The organism is Streptomyces sp. MK7, assembly GCF_032658145.1.
In the GTDB taxonomy this organism is placed as follows: domain Bacteria; phylum Actinomycetota; class Actinomycetes; order Streptomycetales; family Streptomycetaceae; genus Streptomyces; species Streptomyces spiralis.
Genome location: NZ_JAVACL010000017.1, coordinates 112,446 through 134,716 on the forward strand (window position 1 = coordinate 112,446; position 22,271 = coordinate 134,716).

The following is a 22,271-nucleotide window of genomic DNA, read 5'->3' on the forward strand; positions in this document are numbered from 1 at the left end:
GCGATGAGTCGCCTGTCACCGCTCGAAGGGAACCTGATCATGCCCCGCCCCCTGCGGGTAGCCATCGTCGGAGCCGGTCCCGCCGGTATCTACGCCGCCGACGCCCTGCTCAAGTCCGGCGTGGCCGCCGAGCCGGGCGTGTCCATCGACCTCTTCGAGCGGATGCCGGCGCCGTTCGGCCTGATCCGCTACGGCGTCGCCCCCGACCACCCCCGCATCAAGGGCATCGTCACGGCCCTGCACCAGGTGCTCGACAAACCGCAGATCCGGCTCTTCGGCAACGTCGACTACCCGGGCGACATCACCCTGGACGACCTGCGCGCGTTCTACGACGCCGTGATCTTCTCCACCGGCGCCACGGCCGACCGGGCGCTGCCCGTACCCGGCATCGACCTGGACGGCTCCTACGGCGCCGCCGACTTCGTCTCCTGGTACGACGGCCACCCGGACGTGCCGCGCACCTGGCCGCTCGAGGCCGGGAAGGTCGCCGTGCTCGGGGTCGGCAACGTCGCCCTCGACGTGGCCCGGATCCTGGCGAAGACGGCCGACGAACTCCTGCCGACCGAGATCCCGCCGAACGTGTACGAGGGCCTGAAGGCCAACAAGGCACTGGAGATCCACGTGTTCGGCCGGCGCGGTCCCGCGCAGGCGAAGTTCAGCCCGATGGAGCTGCGCGAGCTGGACCACTCCCCGAACATCGAGGTCATCGTCGACCCCGAGGACATCGACTACGACGAGGGCTCCATCGCCACCCGGCGCGGCAACAAGCAGGCCGACATGGTCGCCAAGACGCTGGAGAACTGGGCGATCCGCGATGCCGGAGACCGGCCGCACAAGCTGTTCCTGCACTTCTTCGAGTCCCCGGTGGAGATCCTCGGCGAGGACGGCAGGGTGGCCGGCCTGCGCACCGAGCGCACCGAGCTCGACGGCACCGGCAACGTCAAGGGCACCGGCACCTTCAAGGACTGGGACGTCACCGCCGTCTACCGCGCCGTGGGCTACCTCTCCGACCCGCTGCCCAAGCTGCCGTGGGACGACGAGACGGGCACGGTTCCCGACGAGGGCGGCCGGATCATCGGCGAGAGCGGCGAGCACGTGCAGTCGACGTACGTCACCGGCTGGATCCGCCGCGGCCCGGTGGGCCTGATCGGCCACACCAAGGGCGACGCCAACGAGACGGTCGCCAACCTGCTGGAGGACTACGCGGCGGGGCGCCTGCACACCCCCGCCTCCCCCGGCCCGGAGGCCGTCGACGCCTTCCTGGCCGAGCGGAACCTGCGCTTCACCACCTGGGAGGGCTGGTACGGCCTCGACGCCGCGGAGAAGGCGCTGGGCGAGCCGCAGGGCCGGGAACGGGTGAAGATCGTCGAGCGCGAGGACATGCTCCGGGCGAGCGGGGCTTAGGGGTCCTTGCACTATGAGCGTCCGATCAGGTCGCGTGGTCTGGTGGTGGGGGTACCTCCCGCGCCGTTCAGGCAGTGGGAGAGCATCGCAAGGCGCCGGAGCGCCCTGGTAGCGGAGCTACCTGGGCGTTTCGGCAACGCGGCGAGGTGCGGTGCCAGGCCGCGCGACCCGGGCGGGCATAGTGCAAGGACCCCTCAGCGCCGGAACGGCCGGGTGCCGCGCACACCCCGTACCCCCGCGCACGGGGTGTGCGCGCCCCACCCGGCCGCGCGCCCGCACACCTGTGTCGCCGGACGGTACCGGCGACCACAATGGTCGGCGGACGGGGCCCGCCCACCATCCGCATCGGGGCGTGCCCCGTCTCCGGTGCCGGAAGAGCACCGGACCCCCGCACGCGAACGAGCCGTACCACGGCATCGAGGTACGGCTCGTTCGGCTGCTGCCCGTCGGGGGCTCCCTTACTGGTTCGCGCACGCGTTCCCGGCGGCGGGGTTGAGCAGACCGATCACGTCGATCGTGTTCCCGCACAGGTTCAGGTCGAGGTCGAGAGGGACCTGGATGACGTTGCCGGAGAGCAGGCCCGGGCTGTTGGAGGCGGTGCCGGTCGCGGTGGTGTCCGCGGCGGCGGTGCCCGCGCCCGCCACCAGTGCCGCACCCGCCAGGACCGCGGCGGCCGTCATTCGGATCCTCATGTGAACTCCTGTCGCTCGAAGTAGCAGGTGCCTACACAGTGAGGGTGTCAACCGCCGCGGGACCATCACCCCACGGCCGAACGGAGTAGACATGTCAGCCTCCCCGGGCGCCAGTTGGACCGAACGGGGAACGGGTGTGCCGCCGTACGGGCGACGCCGCAGGCAGATCGGGCGCGCGTCAACGTCACGCCGCGGTGCTCCGGGCCGACCGGCGCGCCGTGCGGGCCCCAGCCGGCCGATCATGATCCTCTCTGGTTGATACTGGAAAGCACACGCCGTCCCCCGCCCGCAGATTGGCCCATGTCGAACTCTTCCTCCTCCCGTCCCGCGGCCCCGCCCACGGTGTGGTCGGCGCGCGGCCGTCACACCGGTCCAGGCGCGGCGGACGCCGTACGGCGCCACCTGGAGAAGCTCAAGGCCGACGACGTCATCCACGGTCATCTCGAACCCGACGACACCGACCCCGCCCGTGAACACGTCTTCGAGGCCCGCTGGCAGGCGCCCGGCGAGGTGACCGTACGCGCCCGGCTCGCCCTGTCGCCCCGCCGCGGCTCCGCCGAGGAGCAGGACTGGGTACTGGTGGCGGAGGCGGAACGGATCTGGGACCCGCGGTGGCCGTCCCCCGCGGCCGTGTTCTGGCCGCAGCGGCCCGGCGCCGGCTGGGACCGGGAGGCGGTCACCGGCCTGCGCCTGGGGGACGTCAACCCGCTCCCGGACGACGACAAGGAGCTCCGGCGCGTGCTGCGGCACGCGGTGCGCGACACCTGGTGCGTGCATGTCGTGGTGCACGAGGCCATGACTCCCGACGAACGCGGCCGTGCGACGCTGCTGGGGCCGCTGCCGGAGGGACTGCGGCACCGGGTCGTGGAGCACCGTGCCGCACCGCACCGCCTCAGGGCCGTCAACTGGGTGCTGGACGACTTCGGCACCCGGGTGCCCCGCGGCGGGGCCGTCGTCCTGCCCGGCCACCCGGCGGCGCCCGGCTACGAGGCGCAGGAGTTCTCCGTGCGCAGCGTCTTCCTGGACGGCACCGAGCCGACCGAGCTCCTCGACGCGATCACACGGTTCGCCGCGCTGCGACGGCCCCTGCCGGACGGTGCCGACGACGCCCTGACCGCGCTGCGGGAGCAGTGGCACCTCAGGACGACGGAGGAGGAGCTCGCCCACGCCCGTGAGCTGGTGGCCATGTACGCCGAGGCCCTGGAGGCGATGACGAAGTCCCGGGACCTGTACCGCGAGGCGGCCGAACGGGCCCACGAAGCGCTCACCGTCCTCCGCGAGGGCGGGGCCGAGGGCGTGCCACCCGCGCGGAAGCCGGCCCGTGCGGCCACGGGCTCCCCGTTCCGGCAACTGGCGCGCGGCCTGGAGCGGCTTCGGGGCTCGGCCCTGTCGCCGCGCCCGGGCACGGTCCCGGAACAAGAGGACGCCGGGGACACCACCCCCACATCCGGCCCCTCGGACCGCCGCACCGAGACGTGACCCCGCCCTCCGGCCCGCCCGCAACGGCGTTCCGGCTCAGCCGGAGGGCCGTGGAGCCGGATGCCTCTCGGCCACGTGCACCATCAGCAGCAGGGAAAGGGCGGCCAGCGAGGCCAGGGACGCGCACACCGCGGTGAGCCCGGCGCTCGCCGGCGGAGCCAGAGTGATCGCCAGTGCCCGGGACAACTCCGCCGAGGCGAACCGGCCTTCGACGTACCCGAGGGCGGCCAGGGCACCCGGGACCACCGCTCCCGCGACCAGCACCGCGACCCCGGGCCGCAGGGTCAGCGCGAGGGCGAGCGCCCCGCACAGCGCGGAGGCCGCGAGGGCCGTGCCGTAGGCGTAGACCGGCGCGCCCTCGCGGCGCAGCGGGAAGTGGGCCGCGCCGCACACCACGAGCGCCGCCGCGGCCAGCCAGCTGGGCCAGAACGCCAGCCGGCCCTTCCACCCGCCGGGCCGCCTCGTGCCGCTGTCCGTTCCTTCGGCCTCGGGTTCGTCCGGGGCTCCCGAGTGGTCGCCGGGTCCGGTCGGCCCGGTCATCGGCTCCTCACCGGGGAGCACCGGCGCCCGGTCTGCACCGGGGGGCCGCGCGGGGTCCCGGTCGCGGGCGAGCCGGCCGATGAGTTCCACGAGGTCCTCCGAGCTGCGGGCGTCGGCCGCCGCCCGGACCGCTTCCCGGCCGCAGTGCGGCAGTTGGGGTTCCCGGTGCAGCAGGGTCACGAGCCGGGTGACGTCCTCGACGCAACGGTGTTCGACCGCGGCGCGGATCGTGTCGTCGGCACTGTCGGCCGGATACGGCGGCCGGGTCAGCTCGGCGACCAGCCGGGCCACCTCCTCCACGGGACGGTCCACCGCGACCGCGCGCAGCACGGGGCCGGCGGCGTCCGCGTACTCCGGCGACTCCCGGAGCAGGGTGACGAGCCGGGCGACCTCCTCCACGCTGCGGTCGCCGACGGCGGCCCGCATCAGCCCGCTTGCCGCGTCGCCGTCCGCGCGCTCACCCGCACCCTCGCCGCCGCCCGCCGTCCCGCCGGGCGGTCCGGCCCAGGGGAACTCCTCGGTGAAGGAGATGACGGACTGGTCCGACTGGGGTGGTGAAGGGCGGGTGGTCATCTGGGCTCCAGGGGAGGGGTGCGGCCGCTCCTGCACCCCCGAAGTGCGGCACGCGACTTACCCTGACCATTACAAGAGCGGGCTCTGCCCGTTCGCCACCCGGGTGCGCCACAGGGGTGAGCGGGCCGCAGGGCAGGCTCGCGCGGGTCCCGGGCGCCATGACTACGCTCCGTAAGGAAACCATTCACCCGTTCGATTCGTATAAGTCTCGGGAACCCGAAACGAAGTCAGCGGGCCAAGCGACGCCGCAAGGACGACCACCGCTTGATCGCGGCTGCACCGACAGGGGAGAGACGATGCAACCGTTCGCGCTCAACTACGCACGTCCGGCCGTGGAACGCGAGGCCGCCACGCCGTACGTCTACGACTCCGGACTGCAGCTGAACGTGCTCCTCGACGGCCGGATCGCCGCCTGCGACCACGCGCTGCTGAGGGAACTGGGCACCACCACCTCCACGGCGGGCTCCAAGACGCACTTCGACGACTGAACACGGCCGGCGACGATGACCGTACTCATCCTCACCGGCGAGGAGGACGTGACGGCGGACATGGTGGTGGTGCACCTGAACGCCTCCTCGGTTCCGGTGGTCCGGCTGGATCCGGCCGATCTGACCGCGGGCGTCGCCCTTTCGGGCGAGTATGTGCACGGCTCCTTCCGCGGCCATCTGTCCGCCGGGGGACGGCTGGTGAGCATGAGCGGCCTCCGGTCCGTCTGGGTGCGCCGGCCGGGAGTCCCGGCCGCCCGGGCGCCCGAGCCCTCGGCCTGGCTCACCGAGGAGGCGTCACAGGCGCTCTACGGCATGCTGCGCGGCAGCGGGGCACGCTGGATGAACCACCCCGACGCGGCACGGCGCGCCCGGCACAAGCCGTGGCAGCTGCGGCTGGCGCAGCGCTGCGGCCTGCCGGTGCCGGCCACGCTCATCACGACCTTTCCACAGGTCGCCCGGGAATTCGCCGAGCGGTTCCCGGATCTGGTGGTCAAGCCGGTCTCCGGCGCGCATCCGCAGGACCCGCCGAGGGCGGTGCCGGCCAGCCGTGTCGCACCGGACGCGGACTTCGCGGCGGTGGCCTACGGCCCCACCCTGCTGCAACGGCGGATCGCCAAGCGGGCCGACATCCGGCTGACCGCGATCGGCGAGACCCTGCTGGCCGCCCGTAAGGCGACCCCGGCGGACGCGGACCCGGACGAGGTGGACGTCCGCTTCGCCTCCTCCACCACCGGCTGGCTGCCGGTGGAGGTCCCGCCGCGCGTGGCGGCCACCGTGCGCCGCTATCTGAAGGAGGCCGAACTGGCGTACGGCGCCTTCGACTTCGCCGAGGACGCCGACGGGACCTGGTGGTTCCTGGAGTGCAACCAGTCGGGTCAGTTCGGGTTCGTCGAGGTGGAGACCGGCCTGCCCATCGCCCGCACCGTCGCCGCGTGGCTGGCCCGCTCCGCCCCGGGAGAGCCCGGGTATGTCGACGACCGGCGCACCGTCGCCCCTTGACCGGCGGCGGTGCGCCGCGTCGGCACGCAGTGCCATGAAGTGCCGCGGAAGTCCCGGACTTTCGCTCCGGACGTCACACGGCCAGGGAGAGGCCGTCCGCCCCGTCGGGGTCCGTGGGGGCCTGTGCCGCCCGGCCCGCGTCGAGCAGCAGCGCGTCCGCCCGGGCGATGGCGTCGTCGATGCTGGTGGCGCCCATCATGACGCACAGCGTGTAACTGACGTCCTCCAGCTCCCGAGCCGTCTCGGCCCGCTCCCTCTCCGCCTGAGCGATCTTCAGCGATGCGTACCGAGTCAGCAACGTCCTGACGACCTTCGGGTCCGGAACCAGCACGGAGCGCCCCTCTCTCGAATTTTTCCTGCGTATGCCCCAGGCACGCCGTGCCATGCACACCGACCGTCCAGCGGCACATGATTGTCCGGATTCCATCGATTTCCGGTGGATCACCAGTGGATCGACGCCGGGGGGCCGTCGGCCGTCATCGGCGGCGGTCCTCGGATCTGCCGCGCACCGTGGCGCGGCGCTCCCCCGCGGTCATGCCGCCCCAGACGCCGTCGTACTCGCCGTTGCGCAGGGCGAAGGTCCTGCACTCGCGCAGTACGGGGCACCGTCGGCACACCGCGCGGGCCTCTTCCGTCTGCCGCAGCGACAGAACGCCGTCCCCGAGCGGGAAGAACAGTTCGGGGTCCTCGAAGCGGCACGCCCCGCGCTCGCGCCAGTTCATGGCCACTTCTCCGTCGCACCGCTCGCGGCGCGGGACGCGTGGAGCAGCGCGCGATGGACTCGCGCGCCGCGCTCGATTCCTTGGGTGATGCTCACCGGGGCCTCCGCTGAACACTCGGCCGCACATGTCCGGGCAGCTCCCGTCTACGGCGTCTCGGCGCCGCACGACCCGGCAGAGGTATCCGCAATATAGGTGCTTTGAGAGCCTTCGGCCAAGATTGGGTCAACGGCACGCAGCAGGCGGGCAGGAGAACGAGCGGTCATGAGCCGCCCAGGGCGCACGGCTTGCGGCGACGGCGGCGGTTCGGCGGGGAAATCTCCGCGCCCGCGCGGGGAGCCGAGCCGTCCGGGCGCAGGAGGAGGTGCCGGGCCGGTGTCAACGGTGAGCTGCCGGGGCCCGGTCGGTCGGCGAGGGCGTCGGCGTTCGCTCGGTCAACCAGGGCGTCGGCGCCCGGTCAGTCGGCGAGGGCGTCGGCGAGCTCGATGGAGACCCGGGTGATCTCCCGGTCCTGTTCCGCCAGCAGCGTCCGCAGGGCTCCGCGTCGGGCCCGGACGGCCTGCCGCGCCCTGCGCTCCCACACCACGGGATTCTCGCGGCGGTTGAGGAGTTTGGGGTAGACGGCGGCGACGGACTCCCACTGGCGGGCGTCGGCGATGTTCTTGAGCAGCTGGATGATCTGCGCCCGGCAGGTCACGTGCGGCAACTGGGCCAGCTCCCACAGGAACGGGACCGTGGCGGCGGTCGCCTGCTCCACCACGAAGCCGTACTGGCAGATACGGGTGCGCAGATCCTCCAGTGCGGCCCGGGCACTCTCCGCATCTCCACGGGCCACGCTGCGCAGCAGCTGGGGGATGGCGCTCGCGGGGCCGGTGGAGTCCCTGATCTCGCTCCAGGGCACCTGTCCGAGAGCCGAAAGAGGCGTGGTGGCGGCCACGCCGGTCGGGGTCGTCGCGCGGTCGGTGCGCTGTGTGCTCGGCTGCTCCGTCGGTGCGGTGCGCATGGCGTCGGGCCTTTCCGCGGCGGGCGTACGGGGGAAGGGTCGGTCAGCGGGGCGGGCTGGTCGGCAGCCTGGCCCAGACGGTCTTGCCCTGCGGCGGTCTCGGGGTCCAGCCCCACTCCTCCGCCAGGGCCTCGACGATGCCCAGGCCCCGGCCGTGCTCCGCCAGGCCGGGTCCGGCCGGGCGGGCCGGCACGGGGCGGCTGCCACAGGGGTCGGAGACGGTGAGCAGCAGATGAGCGCCGTCGAGGGCGAGCCCGAGCCAGACGTCCGTGCGGCCCTCAGGGGCGAACGGCACCGCGTGCGTCGCGGCGTTGGCCGCGAGCTCGGTGACGACGACGGCGGCATCGTCACCGCAGTGGTCGAGCGACCAGTCGGACAGCGTGCGGCGCGTGAAGGCGCGGGCGCGGGCGAAGCCCTCCCGGCCGCACTCGATGCGCAGCGCCGCGGCCGCGAGCGCGCCGGCGACCAGGTCCGGCTCCCGGCCGGACGGGGGCCCCGGCGGAGCCGTCACGTCGCGCACCGGCCCGTCGGCTCCGGCCGGTGCGACGGACCCGGCCGCCCACGGCGCTGCCATGGTCGGCGCGCTGGGCGTTCCGAGCTGCGGGCTCGCGGGTGAAGGCACGGCATCTCCCTGATGCGTCGTCACCGTGTGGCGCCCACCGAGGGGTTGACGCCACGGCTATTATCCACGCTGACAGCGTCCGCGTGCAATTGCACGCGAAATTTCTCGTGAAAGTGCTCGGCGACGGGAAGGGTCCGGTGGGACGCGGCCGGCCCCGGCAGCGGGCCGGGCACGCCTCACGGCGGAACGTGAACAGCAAGGAGAATGCGGTGCCACCAGTGCGCAACGGAGTGCGGGCCAGTTCCCTGGACACCCGCTGGATCAAGAGCAGGCACAGCAACGCCGAGGGCAACTGCGTGGAGGTCGCCGCCCTCGTCGGCGGGCACATCGCGCTGCGCAACTCCCGCGACCCCGACGGCCCCGCCCTGGTCTACACCCCCGCGGAGGTGGCCGCGTTCCTGGCGGGCGCGAAGGACGGCGAGTTCGACCACTTGCTGTGAGCCGCGCCCCCTGACCCGGTGAAGCGGAAGGGGCCTGACGACTTGCACTGACGGATGCGCTCCGCAGCGGGACGGTGCGATAGTGTAAACCTCAAGTCTGCCGGTCCACTGGGGAGTCAGGATGTCAGCCGAACCGCATCGCCTCTCCCGCCTCGAACCGTATCTGGACCGGTCAGAGCCGGCCCCGACGCTTTTGAAGATGCTGGTCGGCGTCCAGCTGGCGGGTTTCCGCGAGGACGCCGGCCTGTCGCAGGAGCAGGCGGCACGCGAACTGGGGTTCAGTGCCGCCAAGCTCTCCCGCATCGAGTCGGGCAAGGGCCGCCGTCCCCCGGCGGAGGCCGATGTCCGCGCCCTGCTGCGGTTGTACGACACCGACGACTACGAGTCCTCCGTCCTGCTGAAGCTGCTGCGGCGCGCGGGCGAGCCCGGCTGGTGGCAGCGCTACGACAAGCGGCTGATGCCCGAGTGGTTCGACCGGCTGGTCGGGCTCCAGGAGGCGGCCGCCGCGATCCGCACCTTCGAGATCCAGTACGTTCCCGGTCTGCTGCAGACCCCGGCGTACACCCGGGCCGTGGTGGAACGCGGGCTGCCGACCGCGTCCGCCGGTGAGGTGCAGCGGCGCGTGGAACTGCGCACGCGGCGCGCGGAGTTGATCACGCGCAAGGACGCACCCCAGCTGTGGGCGATCATCGACGAGTCGGTGCTGCTGCGCGTGCTGGGCAGCCGGGAGGTCATGCGCGACCAGCTCACCCGTCTCGTCGAGATGGCCCAGCGCCCCAATGTGACGCTCCAGGTCGTACCGTTGGACGTGACGAACGCGTCCGCGCCCAACGTCCCGATCACCTATCTCCGCTTCGGCGGGCTCGACCTGCCCGACGTCGTCTACCTCGAGCACATCCGGAGCGCCAACTTCCTCGAGGACCGCGACGAGACGGAGGAGTACCGGATCGCGCTCGACCGGCTGGCCGACGAGGCGCTGACGCCCCTGGAGTCCCTCGCGTTGCTGCGCAAGACGATGAAGGACCGCTACGCGGCGCCCTGATCGCATCGACTCGCATCCTCGACACCCCGTCCGTGCGCCGGAGCCGGCCGTTCCCCGGCCCCGGCGGGATCCCTAGCGGATCAGGCCCAGGCCGCCGAACTCCACCCACTCCTGGGTGAGCTGACGGGGTGCCACCTCGGTGTCCGGCCGCCAGGTGGACACCTCCACCAGGCCCGGTTCGAGGATCTCCAGGCCGTCGAACCACTCGTGCACGTCCTTCTGCTCGCGCACCCGGCCCCAGTGCCCCTGCGTGGCCTGGTCCATGAAGTTGGTGACGAAGTCGCGGACCTCGGGGTCCTCGCTGACCAGTTGGCACATGAGCATGATGCTGCCGGGCGCGAGATGCGAGCGGACACGCTCGACCACCGCGAGCGGGCCGTCGGTTTCGCTGTCCGGGATGCAGTGGAACACCGAGTTGAACAGCACGGCGACCGGTTCGGAGAAGTCGATCAGCCGCTTGGTGTCGGGGTGCGCGAAGATCTCGTCGGTACGGCGCATGTCGGCGTGGATGACCGCGGTGCGCTCGTCCTGTTGCAGCAGGGCGCGGCCGTGGACCAGCACCATCGGGTCGTTGTCCACGTACACCACGCGCGCATCGGGCGAGACCCGCTGGGCGACCTGGTGGACGTTGTCCTGGGTGGGCAGGCCGGAGCCGTGGTCGAGGAACTGCCGGATGCCGTACTCCTCGGCGATCACCCTTACGGCCCGCTGGAGGAAGCGGCGGTTGTTCAGGGCGAGCCGGCGCGTACTGGGGACGACCTTGTCGAGTTCCTCGCACGCGGCGCGGTCCGCCGCGTAGTTGTCCTTGCCGCCCAGATAGTGGTCGTACATGCGCGCGGCGGTCGGCACGTTCTCGTCGATCTTCGTGGACAGCTGGTTCTCCGTAGGCATCGATCCCCCAGATTCGCCGAATCCACCGCGCCAACTGGGCCGGTCTGACAGAGAGTACATCCTAGGGAAGCCGTGTTCGGCCGAACCAGTCCACGAACGAACGACAGCACGGAACATCCGCCCGAACTGCCCGATCGTCACGAAGTCTTCACTTCGGAAGGCGCTCGACGAGGTTCTCAACAGGGCTGTTTTCGAACGGACTTGCGGTGCTCGGCCTGTCCGGCGTCCCCGCCGCTGTGACACGCTCGGTCACGAAAGGCCGGGAGGGGCGGACCCGGTTCCGTCCCCTCGTTCGACACCACGGAGAGGCAGCGGTATGCGCATAGGACTGCTCGGCACCGGCCCCTGGGCCCGGATGGTCCACGCTCCCGCCCTGAGCGGGCACGGCGAACTGGAGTTCGCCGGCGTGTGGGGACGGCGGGCGGACGCCGCCAAGGAGCTGGCCGGACGCCACGGCACCCGCGCCTACGACGATGTGGACGCCCTGCTGGCCGAGGTGGACGCGGTCGCCGTCGCCCTCCCACCGGACGTGCAGGCCGATCTGGCGGTGCGTGCCGCGCGCTCCGGGTGTCATCTGCTGCTGGACAAACCCCTGGCCACGACGGTGGTCCAGGGCCGCGCCGTGGTCGAGGCGGCCCGGGAGGCCCAGGTGGCCTCGGTGGTCTTCTTCACCACCCGGTTCCAGACCGGGCCGGAGTCCTGGATCGCGTCGCAGGCGGAGCAGGAGGGCTGGTTCACGGCGCGGGCGCAGTGGCTGGGCGCGGTGTTCACCGATGACAGCCCCTTCTCCGACTCGCCGTGGCGGCGGGAGAAGGGCGCCCTGTGGGACGTGGGCCCGCACGCGTTGTCGGTGCTGCTGCCGGTACTGGGCGACGTACGCCGGGTCTCTGCCGCCGCGCACGGGCCCGGGGACACCGTGCACGTGGTCCTCGAGCACACCGGCGGCGCCTCGAGCACCCTGACCCTGAGCCTCACCGCGCCGCCGGCGGCGGCAGGGGCCGCCGTGGAACTGCGGGGCGCGGCGGGGGTGACCACCCTTCCCGAGAGTTCCGAGGAGGCGGTCGACTCCCTCGCCCGGGCCGCCGACGCGCTGCTCACCGCCGCGCGCACCGGCCGCCCGCATCCGTGCGACGCCGCGTTCGGCCTGCGGGTCACGGAGATCCTCGCGGCGGCGGAGTCACTGCTGGCGCGCTGAAGGGTGGTGCGGAAGGCCGAGCGGGCGGGCGCCCACACAGGATTAAGGGGCTCTTAAGCGCGGATTAAGCGCCGGTCGCCGCCGACCGCGTTACCCAAGTAGGCGCGGATTCAAGAACTTTGGGCCGGCGCCGCGGCGGTTGCGCGTTCCGCGGCGCTGCGTAGCATCGGGGACCCCGACGGCGGTGAGAGCGCTCTCACCACCTGCCGCCGTCGCTCCCCCCCATGCACGTGTCGCTCCAAGGAGGCACCCCCACATGGCCCCTCGCCATCAGCGCACCCACGGCCGCAGGAAGTTCCTCGCCGCTCTCGGCGGCGTGGCGGTGGGCGCGCCCGCCGCCGCCGTGATCGCCCCGCACGCCCTGGCGGGGACGACGTCGCGGACCACCGCGGCCACGGCCGCGGACACCCTTCCGCTGACGATCGTCAACAACACCGGTTCCTTCGGCAACGCCTCCGTCCACGTGTACATCGTGGGCAACCGGGACGGCCGGCAGGTCAGGGTCACGCCGGAGGGCACGCTCGCGCCGATCGCCGTCTCGGACAACGGCGCGGACGGCTTCACCGACTACGCGATACCGCTGGCCGGCAGCGGCGAGACACGGCTGTCCCTGCCGCGGATGTCCGGCCGGATCTACGTCTCCCTCGGGCAGAAGCTCAAGCTGCGGGCCGTCACCGACGGGGCCGGCAACCCCGCCCTGCAGTACCCGGCGGGCTGGGTGTCCTCCGACCCCAACTATCCGGTGCTGCACGACTGCGCCGAGTTCACGTACAACGCCTCGGGCATGTTCTGCAACACGACCATGGTCGACATGTTCAGCGTGCCGCTGAGCATCCGCCTGACCGGCGCCCGGGACCAGACGACCGGCACCCTGCGCGACGGCGGGCGGGCGGCGGCGTTCGCCGCCGTGCGGCAGGCCGAGGGGTTCGGGAAGCTGGTCGTGGACGACACCCGGGTGATCGCCCCGGGCCACGGACTGGACGCCGGGCTGTTCGCCAAGGACTACTTCGCCCCGTACATCGACGAGGTGTGGAGCACGTACACGGGCAAGGACCTCACGGTCGCCACCGCGGCGGGCACGTTCACCGGCCGGGTGCGCGGCGGGAAGCTCACCTTGGCGGGGCCGGCCGCCGTCTCCTTCGACCGGCCGTCCACCCGGGACGTGCTGTTCTGCGACGGCGCGCTCGCCGCGCCCAACGACGGGACGACCGGTCCCGTCGCGGCGGTGCTCGGTGCCGGTTTCAACCGTTCCACGCTGCTGGCCTCCGCCGCCCAGCCGGTCACCGACGCCTCCTCCTTCTACCGCACCGCCGTGACCAACCACTACGCCGCCGCCATGCACGCGGCCACCGCGGACGGCAGGGCGTACGGCTTCGCCTTCGACGACGTGGCGGACTTCGCCTCCTACATCCAGGACACGGCCCCCACGGACATCCGTCTGACCCTTACCCCCTTCTAGATTCCGCCTTCTGGATTCCGCCGGGGGTCTCGACGTGCGGCCGGGGTGGGGGCGTAGCAGCGTGGTGGTGTGGTGAAGGTGCCTGTTCCGGCGGCGCGCCGGGATCCGCACCAGCGGGGCTGGCTGCGAGGCGCGCCGCCGCCTCGCTGGGTGCGGCTGCTGCCGCTCGCGCTGATCGTGGTCGTGGGCTCGGCCACGCTGGCGAGCCCGAACCCGATCGACATCGGCTTCCTGCTGGGTGCGATCCCGCCGCTGGCCGTGATGTCGTACGGTCCCCTGGCGACCGCGCTGCTCGGCTGCGTGGTCGTGGCCCTGCTCACCGTGCCGGTGTTCGGGCTGAACCACCCGGGCGACACCGACCTGGAGACGATCTGTTTCGTCGCCGTGCTGAGCGTGTTCCTGTCCTATGTGCGCTCCCGCCGGGACGCCCAGCTGAGCCTGGAGCGCATGGTCGCCGAGGCCGCGCAGCGGGCCGTCGTCCCGCCGCTGCCCGAGCGGGTCGGTGCGGTACGGTGCGCGGGCCTGTACCGGGCCGCGCAGCTCGGGACGCTGGTCGGCGGGGACTTCTTCGACGTGCGCCGGGGCCCCGCGAACGGCGTACGGGCGGTCATGGGCGATGTGCAGGGGCACGGCCTGGCGGCGGTGTCCACGGTCGCCGCGCTGCTGGGGAGCTTCCGGGAGGCGGTGCTCGACCGGCCGGACCTCACGGCGGTCGCCGCCGCCCTGGACCGCCGGCTCGTGGTGGACTCGGCGGAGAAGCGCAACGCGGAGCTGTTCGCGACCGCGGCACTGCTGGAGTTCTCCGGCGACGCGCGGTCCGTGCGGGTGGTGACGTGCGGCCATCCTCCCCCGGTCCTGCTCCGGGACGGGAAGGCCACGGAGATCGAGCTCGTGCCGTGGACACCCCTGGGTCTGGGCCTGTCCGACGGGGTGCCGCAGCAGGAGGGGCAGGTCCTGCCGCTGCGGCCGGGTGACATGTTGTTCCTGGCCTCGGACGGGGTCACCGAGGCCAGGGACGCCCACGGCGCGTTCTATCCTCTGCTGGACCGCCTGCCCGGCCTCGCCGACCGGGACCCGGCCGTTCTCGCCGGTCATGTGCTGGCCGATCTGCTGGCGCACAGCGGCACGCTCCGCGACGACGTGACCATGCTCGTCCTGACCCCCTGCCCGCCGGACGCTCCCTGACGGAGCCGGTCCAGGCGGCAGCGATGGAGCCGGTCCAGGCGGCAGCGATGGGGCTGGTTCAGGCCGCAGCGGCGCAGCCCGCGGCGCAGAGCTCGCCGTGTCCGGGAGCGGTGCAGTCGGCGGGGACGGGCCGCGACGGCGCCGGGCGCCGCGCGGCCGGTACGGTGCCGCTGATCGTGACCGGCAGCACGCCGGCCGCACGCTCCGCGGGGGCGCGGCGTGCGCGGCGTGCGCGGCGGTCGCGCAGGAGGGCGCCGGTGCCGATGGCGCCGGCGATGAGGACGCCGCCGATCACCAGGGCGCCCCTCGCCCCCGCGGTCTGCATCAGCAGGCCCAGCAGCGGCGGGCCGACGAGGCTCCACCCGGTGCTCGCCGTGCGCCACACGCCGAGGACCCGGCCGCGCATGTGCGGCGGCGGGTCGGTCTGCAGGACCGTCGTGCCGGCGGTGTCCGAGACGGACTCCACCACGGCCATCGGGGCGACGAGCAGCAGCAGGACCCACAGGGCGGGGGACAGACCGGCGGCGATCTGGAGCACGGCTCCGGACGCGGCGAGGGCGCCCACCAGGCGTACGGAGGGGCTGCGCAGGCGTCCGGCGAGCACCGCGCCCGCCACACCACCCACGGCGAGCACGCTGGAGACCGTGCCGAAGGCCCCGGCGGCGCCGCCGAGCGGTCCGGTGACCAGCACGGCGAGGGTCAGGCCGTAGTTCCGGCCGAAGACGCTGCTGAGCGCGGTGATGCCGGCCAGGGCCATGAGCCGCGGACGGCGCAGGAAGAAGCCGATGCCCTCGCGCGCTCCGGTGCCCTGCCGCGCGGGCGACGCGGCGGCCGCGTCCTGCCGGGAGCCGTCGGCCGTCCGCCTCCGCCGCCGGGGCGCCGCGGCCGGCGCCTGCCCTGCCTCGGGGTGCGGGCGGAGAAAGGGGATCACCGCGGCGACGGCCAGGAAGGACACTCCGTTGGCGGCGTACGCCGCTCCGGGTCCCCACAGGCCGACCACGACGCCGGCCAGCGCGGTTCCGCCCACGCGGCCGGCCCCGCTCACCACCGAGCCCAGGGCGATCGAGGAGGGCACGTCCTTGGTGGGCACGAGATCGTTGCCGAGCAGAGCGCAGGCGGGCGCGTCGACGGTGGCGATCAGTCCGGTGACGGCGGCGAGCACCATCAGGATCGGCACCGTCAGGTGGCCGGTGACGACCAGCCCGGCGGTGAGGAAGCCGACCAGGGCGAGCAGGGCCTGGCTCACCGAGGCGGTGAGCCGGCGCGGCCAGGCGTCGACGGCGGCGCCGCCGAGGAGTCCGAGGAGCAGCCCGGGCGCGGCCTGTGCGGACAGCGAGAGGCCGGTCGCCGCCGCGGAGCCCGTGAGGTGGAGCACCAGCAGGTTCTGCGCGGTCAGCTGCATCCAGGTACCGGCGTTGGACACCAGGTTGGCGGCCGACCACCAGCGCATGCTGCGGTGGCGCAGCGACCGCCACGGGGCACGGTCCTCGCCGGCTGCCGCCCGGCGGTCCGGGCGGCGGAGAGAAGGCAGGAGCACGCGGCGCGGCGCGGTCGAGGGCTGGGGGGAAGGAGCAGTGGTGGAAGAAGCCACAGAAAGACGTTCTCTGTAGGAGGCCGGACGGCTTACCGTGCTGTGCCGCCAGGGGCGGCTCGACGGTGAGACGTGGCCGGGCACAGCGGCTGCCCATCTTCGCCCAAGACAGGGGACAGTCGACGATCACACCGTCTCCCGGTGGCCGGTGTGCACCCCAACCGACGTCCACCGCAAGGGAGTTCGCGGTGTGGTGGTGTTCCTCACAGGCCGCGCCGCGGACAGAGACCTGGACCACACCGCCGTACGGGACGAGGCTCCGCCGTGAGATGCGTCCCTGTACCGTCCCTGTGTCCGGTGGAGGCCGGACCGGTCCCCCGCCCCGGTCCCGCCTCCGCGGTGTGTCGAACCTACGTCGCTCTCCGCAGCCGTCGACATCGCGCCGGTGCCCTCTCGGCCGGCCGGAGGGCTCACCCGTGCACAACTGAGTCCGCTATGCCCTCGTTCGTGCACACCGGCGTCCTCGTGGTCCTCATACGGGCCCGTCGAGGGCGGGCGGTTCCAGGTCGCCCACCACGAGATGGGCCAGGACGACCTCGTACAGATCGCTGCCGGTGTCGAGGAGCCGTCGTTCCAGCACGGGCTCGACGCCACGGACATGCTCCCGCACCGTCTGCGCGTGGACTCCGAGCAGCCGTGCGGCGTGCTCGGCGTTGCCGCCGGCGGCGATCCAGGCGCGCAGGGTGCCGCGCAGGTCCCGTGAGTCCGCCGCCAGCCGCCCGAGGAGCTCGTGCGCCCAGGTGCGCAGCGCCGGCCCGGACAGCAGATCACCGAGGTGTACGGCGCGGTCGCGCGGCGCGGGGACGGCGGCGGTCTCGTCGCGGAGGCCCGCCTGGGTGTTCAGGGCCAGGTGGACAGCGGCCCGGACGGTCAGCGGGGAGAGGTCGGTGCCGAGCAACCGCTCCAACCGCTCCATCCGGGCGCGGACGGTGTTGCGGCTCACACCGAGGATCCGCGCGGCGCTCACCGCGGTGAACTCCAGCCCCAGCCGCGCGGTGGCGACCAGCTCGGCCCGGGTGTGGTGGGGCAGGGCGTCCAGCGGCCGCAGCAGCCGGTCCGACCAGGCGCGCAGCGCCCCGGCGTCCATCAGGCGCTCGGGGTGGGTGCGCTCGGCGTACACGGCCGTGCCGTCCGGGCGGAACCGGGCCAGGGCGAGGGCGCTCACCGCCTGCCCGTACGCCGTCGCGGTCCGGGCGAGACTGTGCCGGGTGCTGCCGCCGAGGAAGGTGTGAGGGCGCCCGCCGACCAGCGAGCGCAGAGCCGGGCCGGTGGTCTCGCCGGGGGCGACCACGATCACATGGCCGTCCACCGCCGGGCAGCGTACGACCAGGGCCTGTCCGCCGGTGGCGTCCAGGCAGTCGGCGGTGAGCCGCTCGCGCTCCTCGCGATGCGTCTCCAGGACGTAGACGTGCGCGGTGTCGGTGTCGAGGAGACCGGGCCACGGGCCGGCGGCCACCCGGCGGGCCGAGACGGTGTCCTCCACCATCAGCAGTTGCAGGACCGCCAGCCGCAGCGCGGACGTGGCCTCCTGGAGCCGGCGTCCGGCCTCACCGCTCTCGTGGGCGCGCAGCAGCAGTTCGACCACTCCCGACGTGTGGCTGAGCATGTCGGCGGCCTCCCGGTCGAAGGGCGCGGCGCGGGAGACGGCCAGCACGCCGGCCGGAGGCGAGTGCGGGTCCCCCACGCGCACCACGCGCAGGTGGCGCCCCTCGTCCTCCAGCGCCGCGGAGGCGAACCGGCCGGCGGCGACGTCCGCGACCAGTTCCTCGGCCGGCGGCAGGGGCCGGCCGGCGAGGAGCGCGCCGCTGCCGTCCAGGAGGCAGGCCGTGCCGTGCACGGCCTCGGCGAGCCAGGCCACGACCTTGCCCACGTCACGCCCGGCCGGCCGCAGCTGGCCGAGGAGCTCCTCGGCCCATGTCGTACGGCGGCTCTCCCGCCCGCCTGCCGTGACGGCACCGTCCTCCTGGCCGGCCATGTCGGCCCCTGCCCCTCTCGTCATGCGCCGCGCTGACCTCGACGTTCTCGGTCAGGGACGTTACCAGCGCCCTTCGCCGACCGCCCGGGCCGAGCGCTGTGACGCATGCCGGGGGCGGCGGGGAGCGCGGGAGGAAGGAAGGGGCTTCGCCGGCGCTGCACGGGGGGAGGTGACCGGCCGGCGAAGCCGCACGCCCGGGGCCGGGGGCAGCCTCCGAGCGGTACACAGCTCTGGTTCCCCGGTACGGGCCGCGTAAGCACGCGAAGTTGACGGCGTTTCGGCGTGTCGCACGAGCCGCGGGCGGGTGGCACGTGTCATCGGGCGCGCCGCACCCTGTCACCGAGCCGATCACACCTGTCACCGGACCCGGTGAACGGCCACGGGGCGCGGGGCGTAGGCAGGCAGCGCAGGCGCGAGGCATGCCGCGGCGCGGCCCAGGCACGAGACGCGAGACGAGGCACGGCACAGGCACGAGACGCCAGGCACGGCACGGCACAGGCACGAGACGCCAGGCACGGCACGCTGAACGGCCGGACGCCGGTCTGCACGGCGCCCGCCGGGTGCACGGCATAAGCTCGGCGGATGGCGAAGTACTTCGACGTGCACCCGGACAACCCCCAGCCTCGCGCCATCCGCCAAGTCGCCGACGGCGTGCGCGAAGGGGCGTTGATCGCGTATCCGACCGACTCCTGTTACGCCCTGGGCTGCCGGCTGGGCAGCCGCGACGGCATCGACCGGATCCGCGCGATCCGACAGCTGGACGACCGGCACCACTTCACGCTGGTGTGCCAGGACTTCGCCCAGCTCGGCCAGTTCGTACGCATCGACAACGACGTGTTCCGTGCGATCAAGGCCTCCACACCCGGCAGTTACACCTTCATCCTGCCCGCCACGCGCGAGGTGCCGCGCATGCTGCAGCACCCGAAGAAGAAGACGGTCGGGGTGCGCATCCCCGACCATGTCGTCGCCCAGGCGCTGCTCGCGGAGCTCGGCGAGCCGCTGCTGTCCAGCACGCTGCTGCTGCCCGACGAGGACGAGCCGATGACCCAGGGCTGGGAGATCAAGGACCGGCTCGACCATGTGCTGGACGCGGTGGTCGACTCGGGCGACTGCGGCACCGAGCCGACCACGGTCATCGACTTCTCCGGCGGCGAGGCCGAGATCGTCCGGCGCGGCGCGGGCGACACCTCACGGTTCGAGTAGCGCCACGGCCACGGGGCCGGCGCGGGACCGCGCCCAGTGGCGTGCGGCGGCCCCTCGCACGGCCCCGCGCCGAAGGTCACGGGACGTCAGCGGGCCGCGTCACCAGGGGAGTTCGCCCCGGGATGGCGGGTGCGCTGATCGCGGGGCCCCCTCCTCGGCGCGGCCACGGCGTTGTTACGGTGCACCGCGTGTCTGACTCCTCACGCGATACCGTCGAAGGCGCCGGCTGGAGCCCAGCCGAGCGCGGCACCTACCGGGAGCTCATGCCCGCCCGGGTCGAGAAACTGTCCTGGCTGAACCCCCGGACGCTGTGGGCCGCGCGCAACGGCGTGGTCGCGTCCTGGTTCGGGGACCCCACGGGCCGTGTCCGGAGCCGCTGGGTGGCCCAGCGGGCCGCGGCCGGGGCCCCGGCGGACAAGGTCATCCGGCGCACGGAGGCGGATCGCTTCTCCTTCATGGTCGTCGGGGACACCGGCGAGGGCGACGACTCCCAGTACGCCGTGGTGCCCGGCTTCCTGAAGGCCTCCGAGGGCACGGCGTTCGCCGTGATCGCCAGCGACGTGAACTACCCGGTCGGCAGCACGGACGACTACGGCACCAAGTTCTTCCGGCCCTACCGGGACTACCCGGCGCCGATCTACGCCGTCCCCGGCAACCACGACTGGTACGAGGGCCTCGGCGCCTTCATGCGGGTCTTCTGCGACGACGCCCCGCCGCTCGCCCCGGAACCGAGGCCCCGCCCGCTGAGCCGCGCCTGGTGGCGTGCGCTGCTGTGGCACCGGCCGCGCCCGGCGGACGAACAGCGCCTGGCCGACGCACGGAAGCTGCGCTCCGCGCCGGGGCAGCAGGCCGTCCAGCCGGGCCCGTACTGGGCGATCGACGCCGGGCCGGTGCGGATCGTCGGCATCGACACCGGCCTGCTCGGCACCATCGACGCCGAGCAGGGCGCCTGGCTGCGGGAGGTGTCCCAGGGGCCCCGCCCGAAGATCCTCGTCACCGGCTCACCCCTGTACGTGGACGGCGAGCACCACCCCTGCGCGATAGAGGGCGGCGGTACCGTCGACGACATCGTCCGCGCCCCGGAGCACCACTACGTGGCGGCGATAGGCGGCGACATCCACAACTACCAGCGCTACCCGGTGGACGTGGACGGCCGCACCGTCCAGTACGTGGTCTCCGGTGGCGGCGGCGCGTTCATGCACGCCACCCACACCATCCCGCGCGTGTCGATCGGGAACGTCACGGAGTCCGACTTCCGCTGCTATCCGCTGCGCGGCGACTCCCTCGCCTTCTACAGCAGGCTCTACGGCCGCCGGCTGCGCATGCCCCGCCTGTTCACGATCAGCGAGGCCGAGGGTATGGCGGTCATCACCGAACGGCTCGGCATCCCCCTGACCCGTGCGCAGAGCGGCCCCGTACGGGTCACCCGGCGGGTGCGCCTGATCGCGAGCCTGCTGGGCGCCGGCCGGCGCCCGGACCGCAGGGCCCGCGTCCGCCTGCCGGTCCGCAAGCTCTACACCCGGCTGTTCTCGCCGGGCTCGGCCACGTACAGCCCGCCGTTCTTCAAGTCGTTCCTGCGTCTGGACGTCACACCGGAGGCGGTCCGGCTGCGCTGCTTCGCCGCGACCGGCAACCTCGCCCAGGAGCTCGACCCGCCGGTCGAGGACGAGGTGACCATTCCGTTGCGCTGAGCTGCGCCCGGTCCGTCACCAGCGGCCCGGCTCGCTTCCGGTGATCGGCTCGGAGGCCTTTCCGTCCACCCCGACCGGCACCTCCCCCGAGAGCATCACCCGGTGCATGATCCGGGGGAAGCCGAGGTGGGCGTTGTCGCTGGGCGCCAGGTGGATGGTGGCCCGGTTGTCCCAGAAGGCCACGCTGCCCGGCTCCCACCGGAACCTGACGGTGTACTCGGGCCGGACCGCCTGTTCCAGCAGCATCTGAAGGACCGCGGCGCTCTCGGCGCGGGAGACGCCCTCGATCCGCTCGACGTAGTAGCCGTTGACGAACAGCACCCGCTCCCCCGTCTCCGGGTGGACGCGCACCAGCGGGTGCACGGTGGCGATCTGATGGTCCAGCAGGTGACGGACGTACGCGTCGTCGCCGGGCCGCGGCTGGTAGCCGACCCCGAGCCGGTGTTCGGCGCGCAGCCCGTCGACGAACGCGCGGACCGGGGCGGACAGTCCCGCGTAGGCGGCGGCCAGGTTGGACCAGGTGGTGTCGCCGCCGTAGGGCGGGACGGTCTCGGCGCGCAGGACGGTCGCGGCGGGCGGGTCGACGCGCGCCCCGTGGTCGCAGTGCCAGCCGCGCAGCAGTGTGTGGCGGCGCCGCTGGAGCCACTCCTCGTGGTCCATCCCGAACCGCCCGCCCAGCTCCAGCCGGTCGGCGGTCGTCTCCACCTCGGGAACGTCCGGCGGTGACGCGCCGCCGCGCCTCCGCAGCACCACGGGCTCGCCGAAACGGCGGGCGAACGCCACATGGGCCGCGTGGTCCAGTCGCTGCCCGCGGAAGAACACCACCTTCCAGCGCAGCACCGCCGCCCGGATCCGCGCGACCACGGCGTCGTCGAGGTCCGCGGCGAGATCCACTCCGGTGATCTCGGCGCCGATGTGCCCGGCGACCGGCTTCACCTCGATGCCCTCGGTGCTCTCGATGCCCTCGATCCCCTCGGTGCCGCCCCGCGCGCCCGCGGTCCCCTGCGCGCCCGCTCCGCCCGTGCCCGTCGTGGTCATCTGCGCTCCGATGGTCGCCCGTCAGGTTCCACGGAGATCGTG

The 22,271-nt window shown here is 73.3% G+C and carries 21 protein-coding genes; 11 read left to right on the forward strand and 10 right to left on the reverse strand.

Annotated features, from left to right (window positions below; genetic code table 11):
* Positions 1-39: 39 nt before the first annotated feature.
* Positions 40-1,404: an FAD-dependent oxidoreductase gene (locus R2S09_RS20220; protein ID WP_316742447.1), complete on the forward strand. Its 1,365-nt coding sequence runs from the start codon at positions 40-42 to the stop codon at positions 1,402-1,404.
* Positions 1,405-1,862: 458 nt separating this feature from the next.
* Here R2S09_RS20220 and R2S09_RS20225 read toward each other — a convergent pair whose 3' ends face one another.
* Entirely contained in the window at positions 1,863-2,096 is a 234-nt protein-coding gene (locus R2S09_RS20225) for a chaplin (RefSeq protein WP_306189103.1), read from the reverse strand.
* A 300-nt stretch (positions 2,097-2,396) separates the two neighbouring features.
* Here R2S09_RS20225 and R2S09_RS20230 point away from each other — a divergent pair, with 300 nt between their 5' ends.
* Positions 2,397-3,575: a hypothetical protein gene (locus tag R2S09_RS20230; RefSeq protein WP_316742449.1), complete on the forward strand. Its 1,179-nt coding sequence runs from the start codon at positions 2,397-2,399 to the stop codon at positions 3,573-3,575.
* 36 nt (positions 3,576-3,611) lie between these two features.
* On the opposite strand, the gene R2S09_RS20235 is transcribed toward R2S09_RS20230, so the two are convergent.
* The gene (locus R2S09_RS20235; RefSeq protein WP_316742451.1) at positions 3,612-4,688 is read right to left on the reverse strand and encodes a hypothetical protein; all 1,077 of its coding nucleotides are present in this window, start codon (positions 4,686-4,688) and stop codon (positions 3,612-3,614) included.
* Between the two features lie 296 nt (positions 4,689-4,984).
* On the opposite strand from R2S09_RS20235, the gene tgmA reads away from it, so the two are divergent.
* Both tgmA and tgmB read left to right on the forward strand, forming a co-directional pair.
* Positions 4,985-5,176 carry a putative ATP-grasp-modified RiPP gene (gene tgmA / locus R2S09_RS20240; RefSeq protein WP_030175376.1) on the forward strand — a complete coding sequence of 64 codons (192 nt, stop codon included), beginning with the start codon at positions 4,985-4,987 and terminating at the stop codon, positions 5,174-5,176.
* A 15-nt stretch (positions 5,177-5,191) separates the two neighbouring features.
* On the forward strand, positions 5,192-6,175 hold the full coding sequence (gene tgmB / locus R2S09_RS20245) for an ATP-grasp ribosomal peptide maturase (RefSeq protein WP_316742454.1): 984 nt from the start codon (positions 5,192-5,194) through the stop codon (positions 6,173-6,175).
* Between the two features lie 73 nt (positions 6,176-6,248).
* On the opposite strand, the gene R2S09_RS20250 is transcribed toward tgmB, so the two are convergent.
* The 4 genes from R2S09_RS20250 to R2S09_RS20265 all read right to left on the reverse strand — a co-directional run bounded on the left by R2S09_RS20250 (position 6,249) and on the right by R2S09_RS20265 (position 8,519).
* Complete coding sequence (locus tag R2S09_RS20250; protein ID WP_306189099.1) at positions 6,249-6,506, reverse strand: DUF5133 domain-containing protein; 258 nt, start codon at positions 6,504-6,506, stop codon at positions 6,249-6,251.
* A gap of 145 nt (positions 6,507-6,651) precedes the next feature.
* Positions 6,652-6,897, reverse strand: a complete 246-nt coding sequence (locus R2S09_RS20255) for a WhiB family transcriptional regulator (RefSeq protein WP_316742456.1) — start codon at positions 6,895-6,897, stop codon at positions 6,652-6,654.
* Between the two features lie 454 nt (positions 6,898-7,351).
* Entirely contained in the window at positions 7,352-7,897 is a 546-nt protein-coding gene (locus R2S09_RS20260; RefSeq protein WP_306189097.1) for a hypothetical protein, read from the reverse strand.
* A 43-nt stretch (positions 7,898-7,940) separates the two neighbouring features.
* Positions 7,941-8,519, reverse strand: coding sequence for an ATP-binding protein (locus tag R2S09_RS20265; RefSeq protein WP_316742457.1), 579 nt, complete (start codon positions 8,517-8,519; stop codon positions 7,941-7,943).
* A gap of 209 nt (positions 8,520-8,728) precedes the next feature.
* Here R2S09_RS20265 and R2S09_RS20270 point away from each other — a divergent pair, with 209 nt between their 5' ends.
* Positions 8,729-8,959 carry a DUF397 domain-containing protein gene (locus R2S09_RS20270; RefSeq protein ID WP_306189095.1) on the forward strand — a complete coding sequence of 77 codons (231 nt, stop codon included), beginning with the start codon at positions 8,729-8,731 and terminating at the stop codon, positions 8,957-8,959.
* A gap of 121 nt (positions 8,960-9,080) precedes the next feature.
* A complete protein-coding gene (locus R2S09_RS20275) occupies positions 9,081-10,001 on the forward strand; it encodes a helix-turn-helix transcriptional regulator (protein ID WP_316742458.1) in 921 nt (306 codons plus the stop codon).
* Between the two features lie 72 nt (positions 10,002-10,073).
* On the opposite strand, the gene R2S09_RS20280 is transcribed toward R2S09_RS20275, so the two are convergent.
* Positions 10,074-10,892: an SAM-dependent methyltransferase gene (locus tag R2S09_RS20280; RefSeq protein ID WP_306189093.1), complete on the reverse strand. Its 819-nt coding sequence runs from the start codon at positions 10,890-10,892 to the stop codon at positions 10,074-10,076.
* Positions 10,893-11,208: 316 nt separating this feature from the next.
* On the opposite strand from R2S09_RS20280, the gene R2S09_RS20285 reads away from it, so the two are divergent.
* From R2S09_RS20285 to R2S09_RS20295, 3 genes are all read left to right on the forward strand, one after another.
* Positions 11,209-12,087, forward strand: a complete 879-nt coding sequence (locus R2S09_RS20285; protein ID WP_316742459.1) for a Gfo/Idh/MocA family oxidoreductase — start codon at positions 11,209-11,211, stop codon at positions 12,085-12,087.
* A gap of 256 nt (positions 12,088-12,343) precedes the next feature.
* Entirely contained in the window at positions 12,344-13,546 is a 1,203-nt protein-coding gene (locus tag R2S09_RS20290) for a beta-1,3-glucanase family protein (protein ID WP_316742461.1), read from the forward strand.
* A 69-nt stretch (positions 13,547-13,615) separates the two neighbouring features.
* A complete protein-coding gene (locus R2S09_RS20295) occupies positions 13,616-14,731 on the forward strand; it encodes a PP2C family protein-serine/threonine phosphatase (protein WP_306189090.1) in 1,116 nt (371 codons plus the stop codon).
* A gap of 58 nt (positions 14,732-14,789) precedes the next feature.
* Here the strand turns inward: R2S09_RS20295 and R2S09_RS20300 are convergent, their stop codons facing one another.
* Together R2S09_RS20300 and R2S09_RS20305 are read right to left on the reverse strand one after the other, a co-directional pair.
* A complete protein-coding gene (locus R2S09_RS20300) occupies positions 14,790-16,181 on the reverse strand; it encodes an MFS transporter (protein WP_399144256.1) in 1,392 nt (463 codons plus the stop codon).
* 613 nt (positions 16,182-16,794) lie between these two features.
* Positions 16,795-18,297, reverse strand: a complete 1,503-nt coding sequence (locus R2S09_RS20305; protein ID WP_316742467.1) for a helix-turn-helix domain-containing protein — start codon at positions 18,295-18,297, stop codon at positions 16,795-16,797.
* Between the two features lie 582 nt (positions 18,298-18,879).
* On the opposite strand from R2S09_RS20305, the gene R2S09_RS20310 reads away from it, so the two are divergent.
* Together R2S09_RS20310 and R2S09_RS20315 are read left to right on the forward strand one after the other, a co-directional pair.
* Entirely contained in the window at positions 18,880-19,500 is a 621-nt protein-coding gene (locus tag R2S09_RS20310) for an L-threonylcarbamoyladenylate synthase (protein ID WP_030175341.1), read from the forward strand.
* Positions 19,501-19,688: 188 nt separating this feature from the next.
* On the forward strand, positions 19,689-21,191 hold the full coding sequence (locus R2S09_RS20315) for a metallophosphoesterase (protein WP_316742469.1): 1,503 nt from the start codon (positions 19,689-19,691) through the stop codon (positions 21,189-21,191).
* 15 nt (positions 21,192-21,206) lie between these two features.
* Here R2S09_RS20315 and R2S09_RS20320 read toward each other — a convergent pair whose 3' ends face one another.
* Positions 21,207-22,229, reverse strand: a complete 1,023-nt coding sequence (locus tag R2S09_RS20320) for a TauD/TfdA family dioxygenase (RefSeq protein WP_306189086.1) — start codon at positions 22,227-22,229, stop codon at positions 21,207-21,209.
* Positions 22,230-22,271 lie beyond the last annotated feature (42 nt).

What these genes read in the sequence shown, in the direction of transcription:
- R2S09_RS20220 (WP_316742447.1), top strand. Translation starts at nt 40, where the DNA reads ATGCCCCGCCCCCTGCGGGTAGCCATCGTCGGAGCCGGTCCCGCCGGT.
- R2S09_RS20225 (WP_306189103.1), bottom strand. Translation starts at nt 2,096, where the DNA reads ATGAGGATCCGAATGACGGCCGCCGCGGTCCTGGCGGGTGCGGCACTG.
- R2S09_RS20230 (WP_316742449.1), top strand. Translation starts at nt 2,397, where the DNA reads ATGTCGAACTCTTCCTCCTCCCGTCCCGCGGCCCCGCCCACGGTGTGG.
- R2S09_RS20235 (WP_316742451.1), bottom strand. Translation starts at nt 4,688, where the DNA reads ATGACCACCCGCCCTTCACCACCCCAGTCGGACCAGTCCGTCATCTCC.
- tgmA (WP_030175376.1), top strand. Translation starts at nt 4,985, where the DNA reads ATGCAACCGTTCGCGCTCAACTACGCACGTCCGGCCGTGGAACGCGAG.
- tgmB (WP_316742454.1), top strand. Translation starts at nt 5,192, where the DNA reads ATGACCGTACTCATCCTCACCGGCGAGGAGGACGTGACGGCGGACATG.
- R2S09_RS20255 (WP_316742456.1), bottom strand. Translation starts at nt 6,897, where the DNA reads ATGAACTGGCGCGAGCGCGGGGCGTGCCGCTTCGAGGACCCCGAACTG.
- R2S09_RS20260 (WP_306189097.1), bottom strand. Translation starts at nt 7,897, where the DNA reads ATGCGCACCGCACCGACGGAGCAGCCGAGCACACAGCGCACCGACCGC.
- R2S09_RS20275 (WP_316742458.1), top strand. Translation starts at nt 9,081, where the DNA reads ATGTCAGCCGAACCGCATCGCCTCTCCCGCCTCGAACCGTATCTGGAC.
- R2S09_RS20280 (WP_306189093.1), bottom strand. Translation starts at nt 10,892, where the DNA reads ATGCCTACGGAGAACCAGCTGTCCACGAAGATCGACGAGAACGTGCCG.
- R2S09_RS20285 (WP_316742459.1), top strand. Translation starts at nt 11,209, where the DNA reads ATGCGCATAGGACTGCTCGGCACCGGCCCCTGGGCCCGGATGGTCCAC.
- R2S09_RS20290 (WP_316742461.1), top strand. Translation starts at nt 12,344, where the DNA reads ATGGCCCCTCGCCATCAGCGCACCCACGGCCGCAGGAAGTTCCTCGCC.
- R2S09_RS20300 (WP_399144256.1), bottom strand. Translation starts at nt 16,181, where the DNA reads ATGCGCTGGTGGTCGGCCGCCAACCTGGTGTCCAACGCCGGTACCTGG.
- R2S09_RS20305 (WP_316742467.1), bottom strand. Translation starts at nt 18,297, where the DNA reads ATGGCCGGCCAGGAGGACGGTGCCGTCACGGCAGGCGGGCGGGAGAGC.
- R2S09_RS20310 (WP_030175341.1), top strand. Translation starts at nt 18,880, where the DNA reads ATGGCGAAGTACTTCGACGTGCACCCGGACAACCCCCAGCCTCGCGCC.
- R2S09_RS20320 (WP_306189086.1), bottom strand. Translation starts at nt 22,229, where the DNA reads ATGACCACGACGGGCACGGGCGGAGCGGGCGCGCAGGGGACCGCGGGC.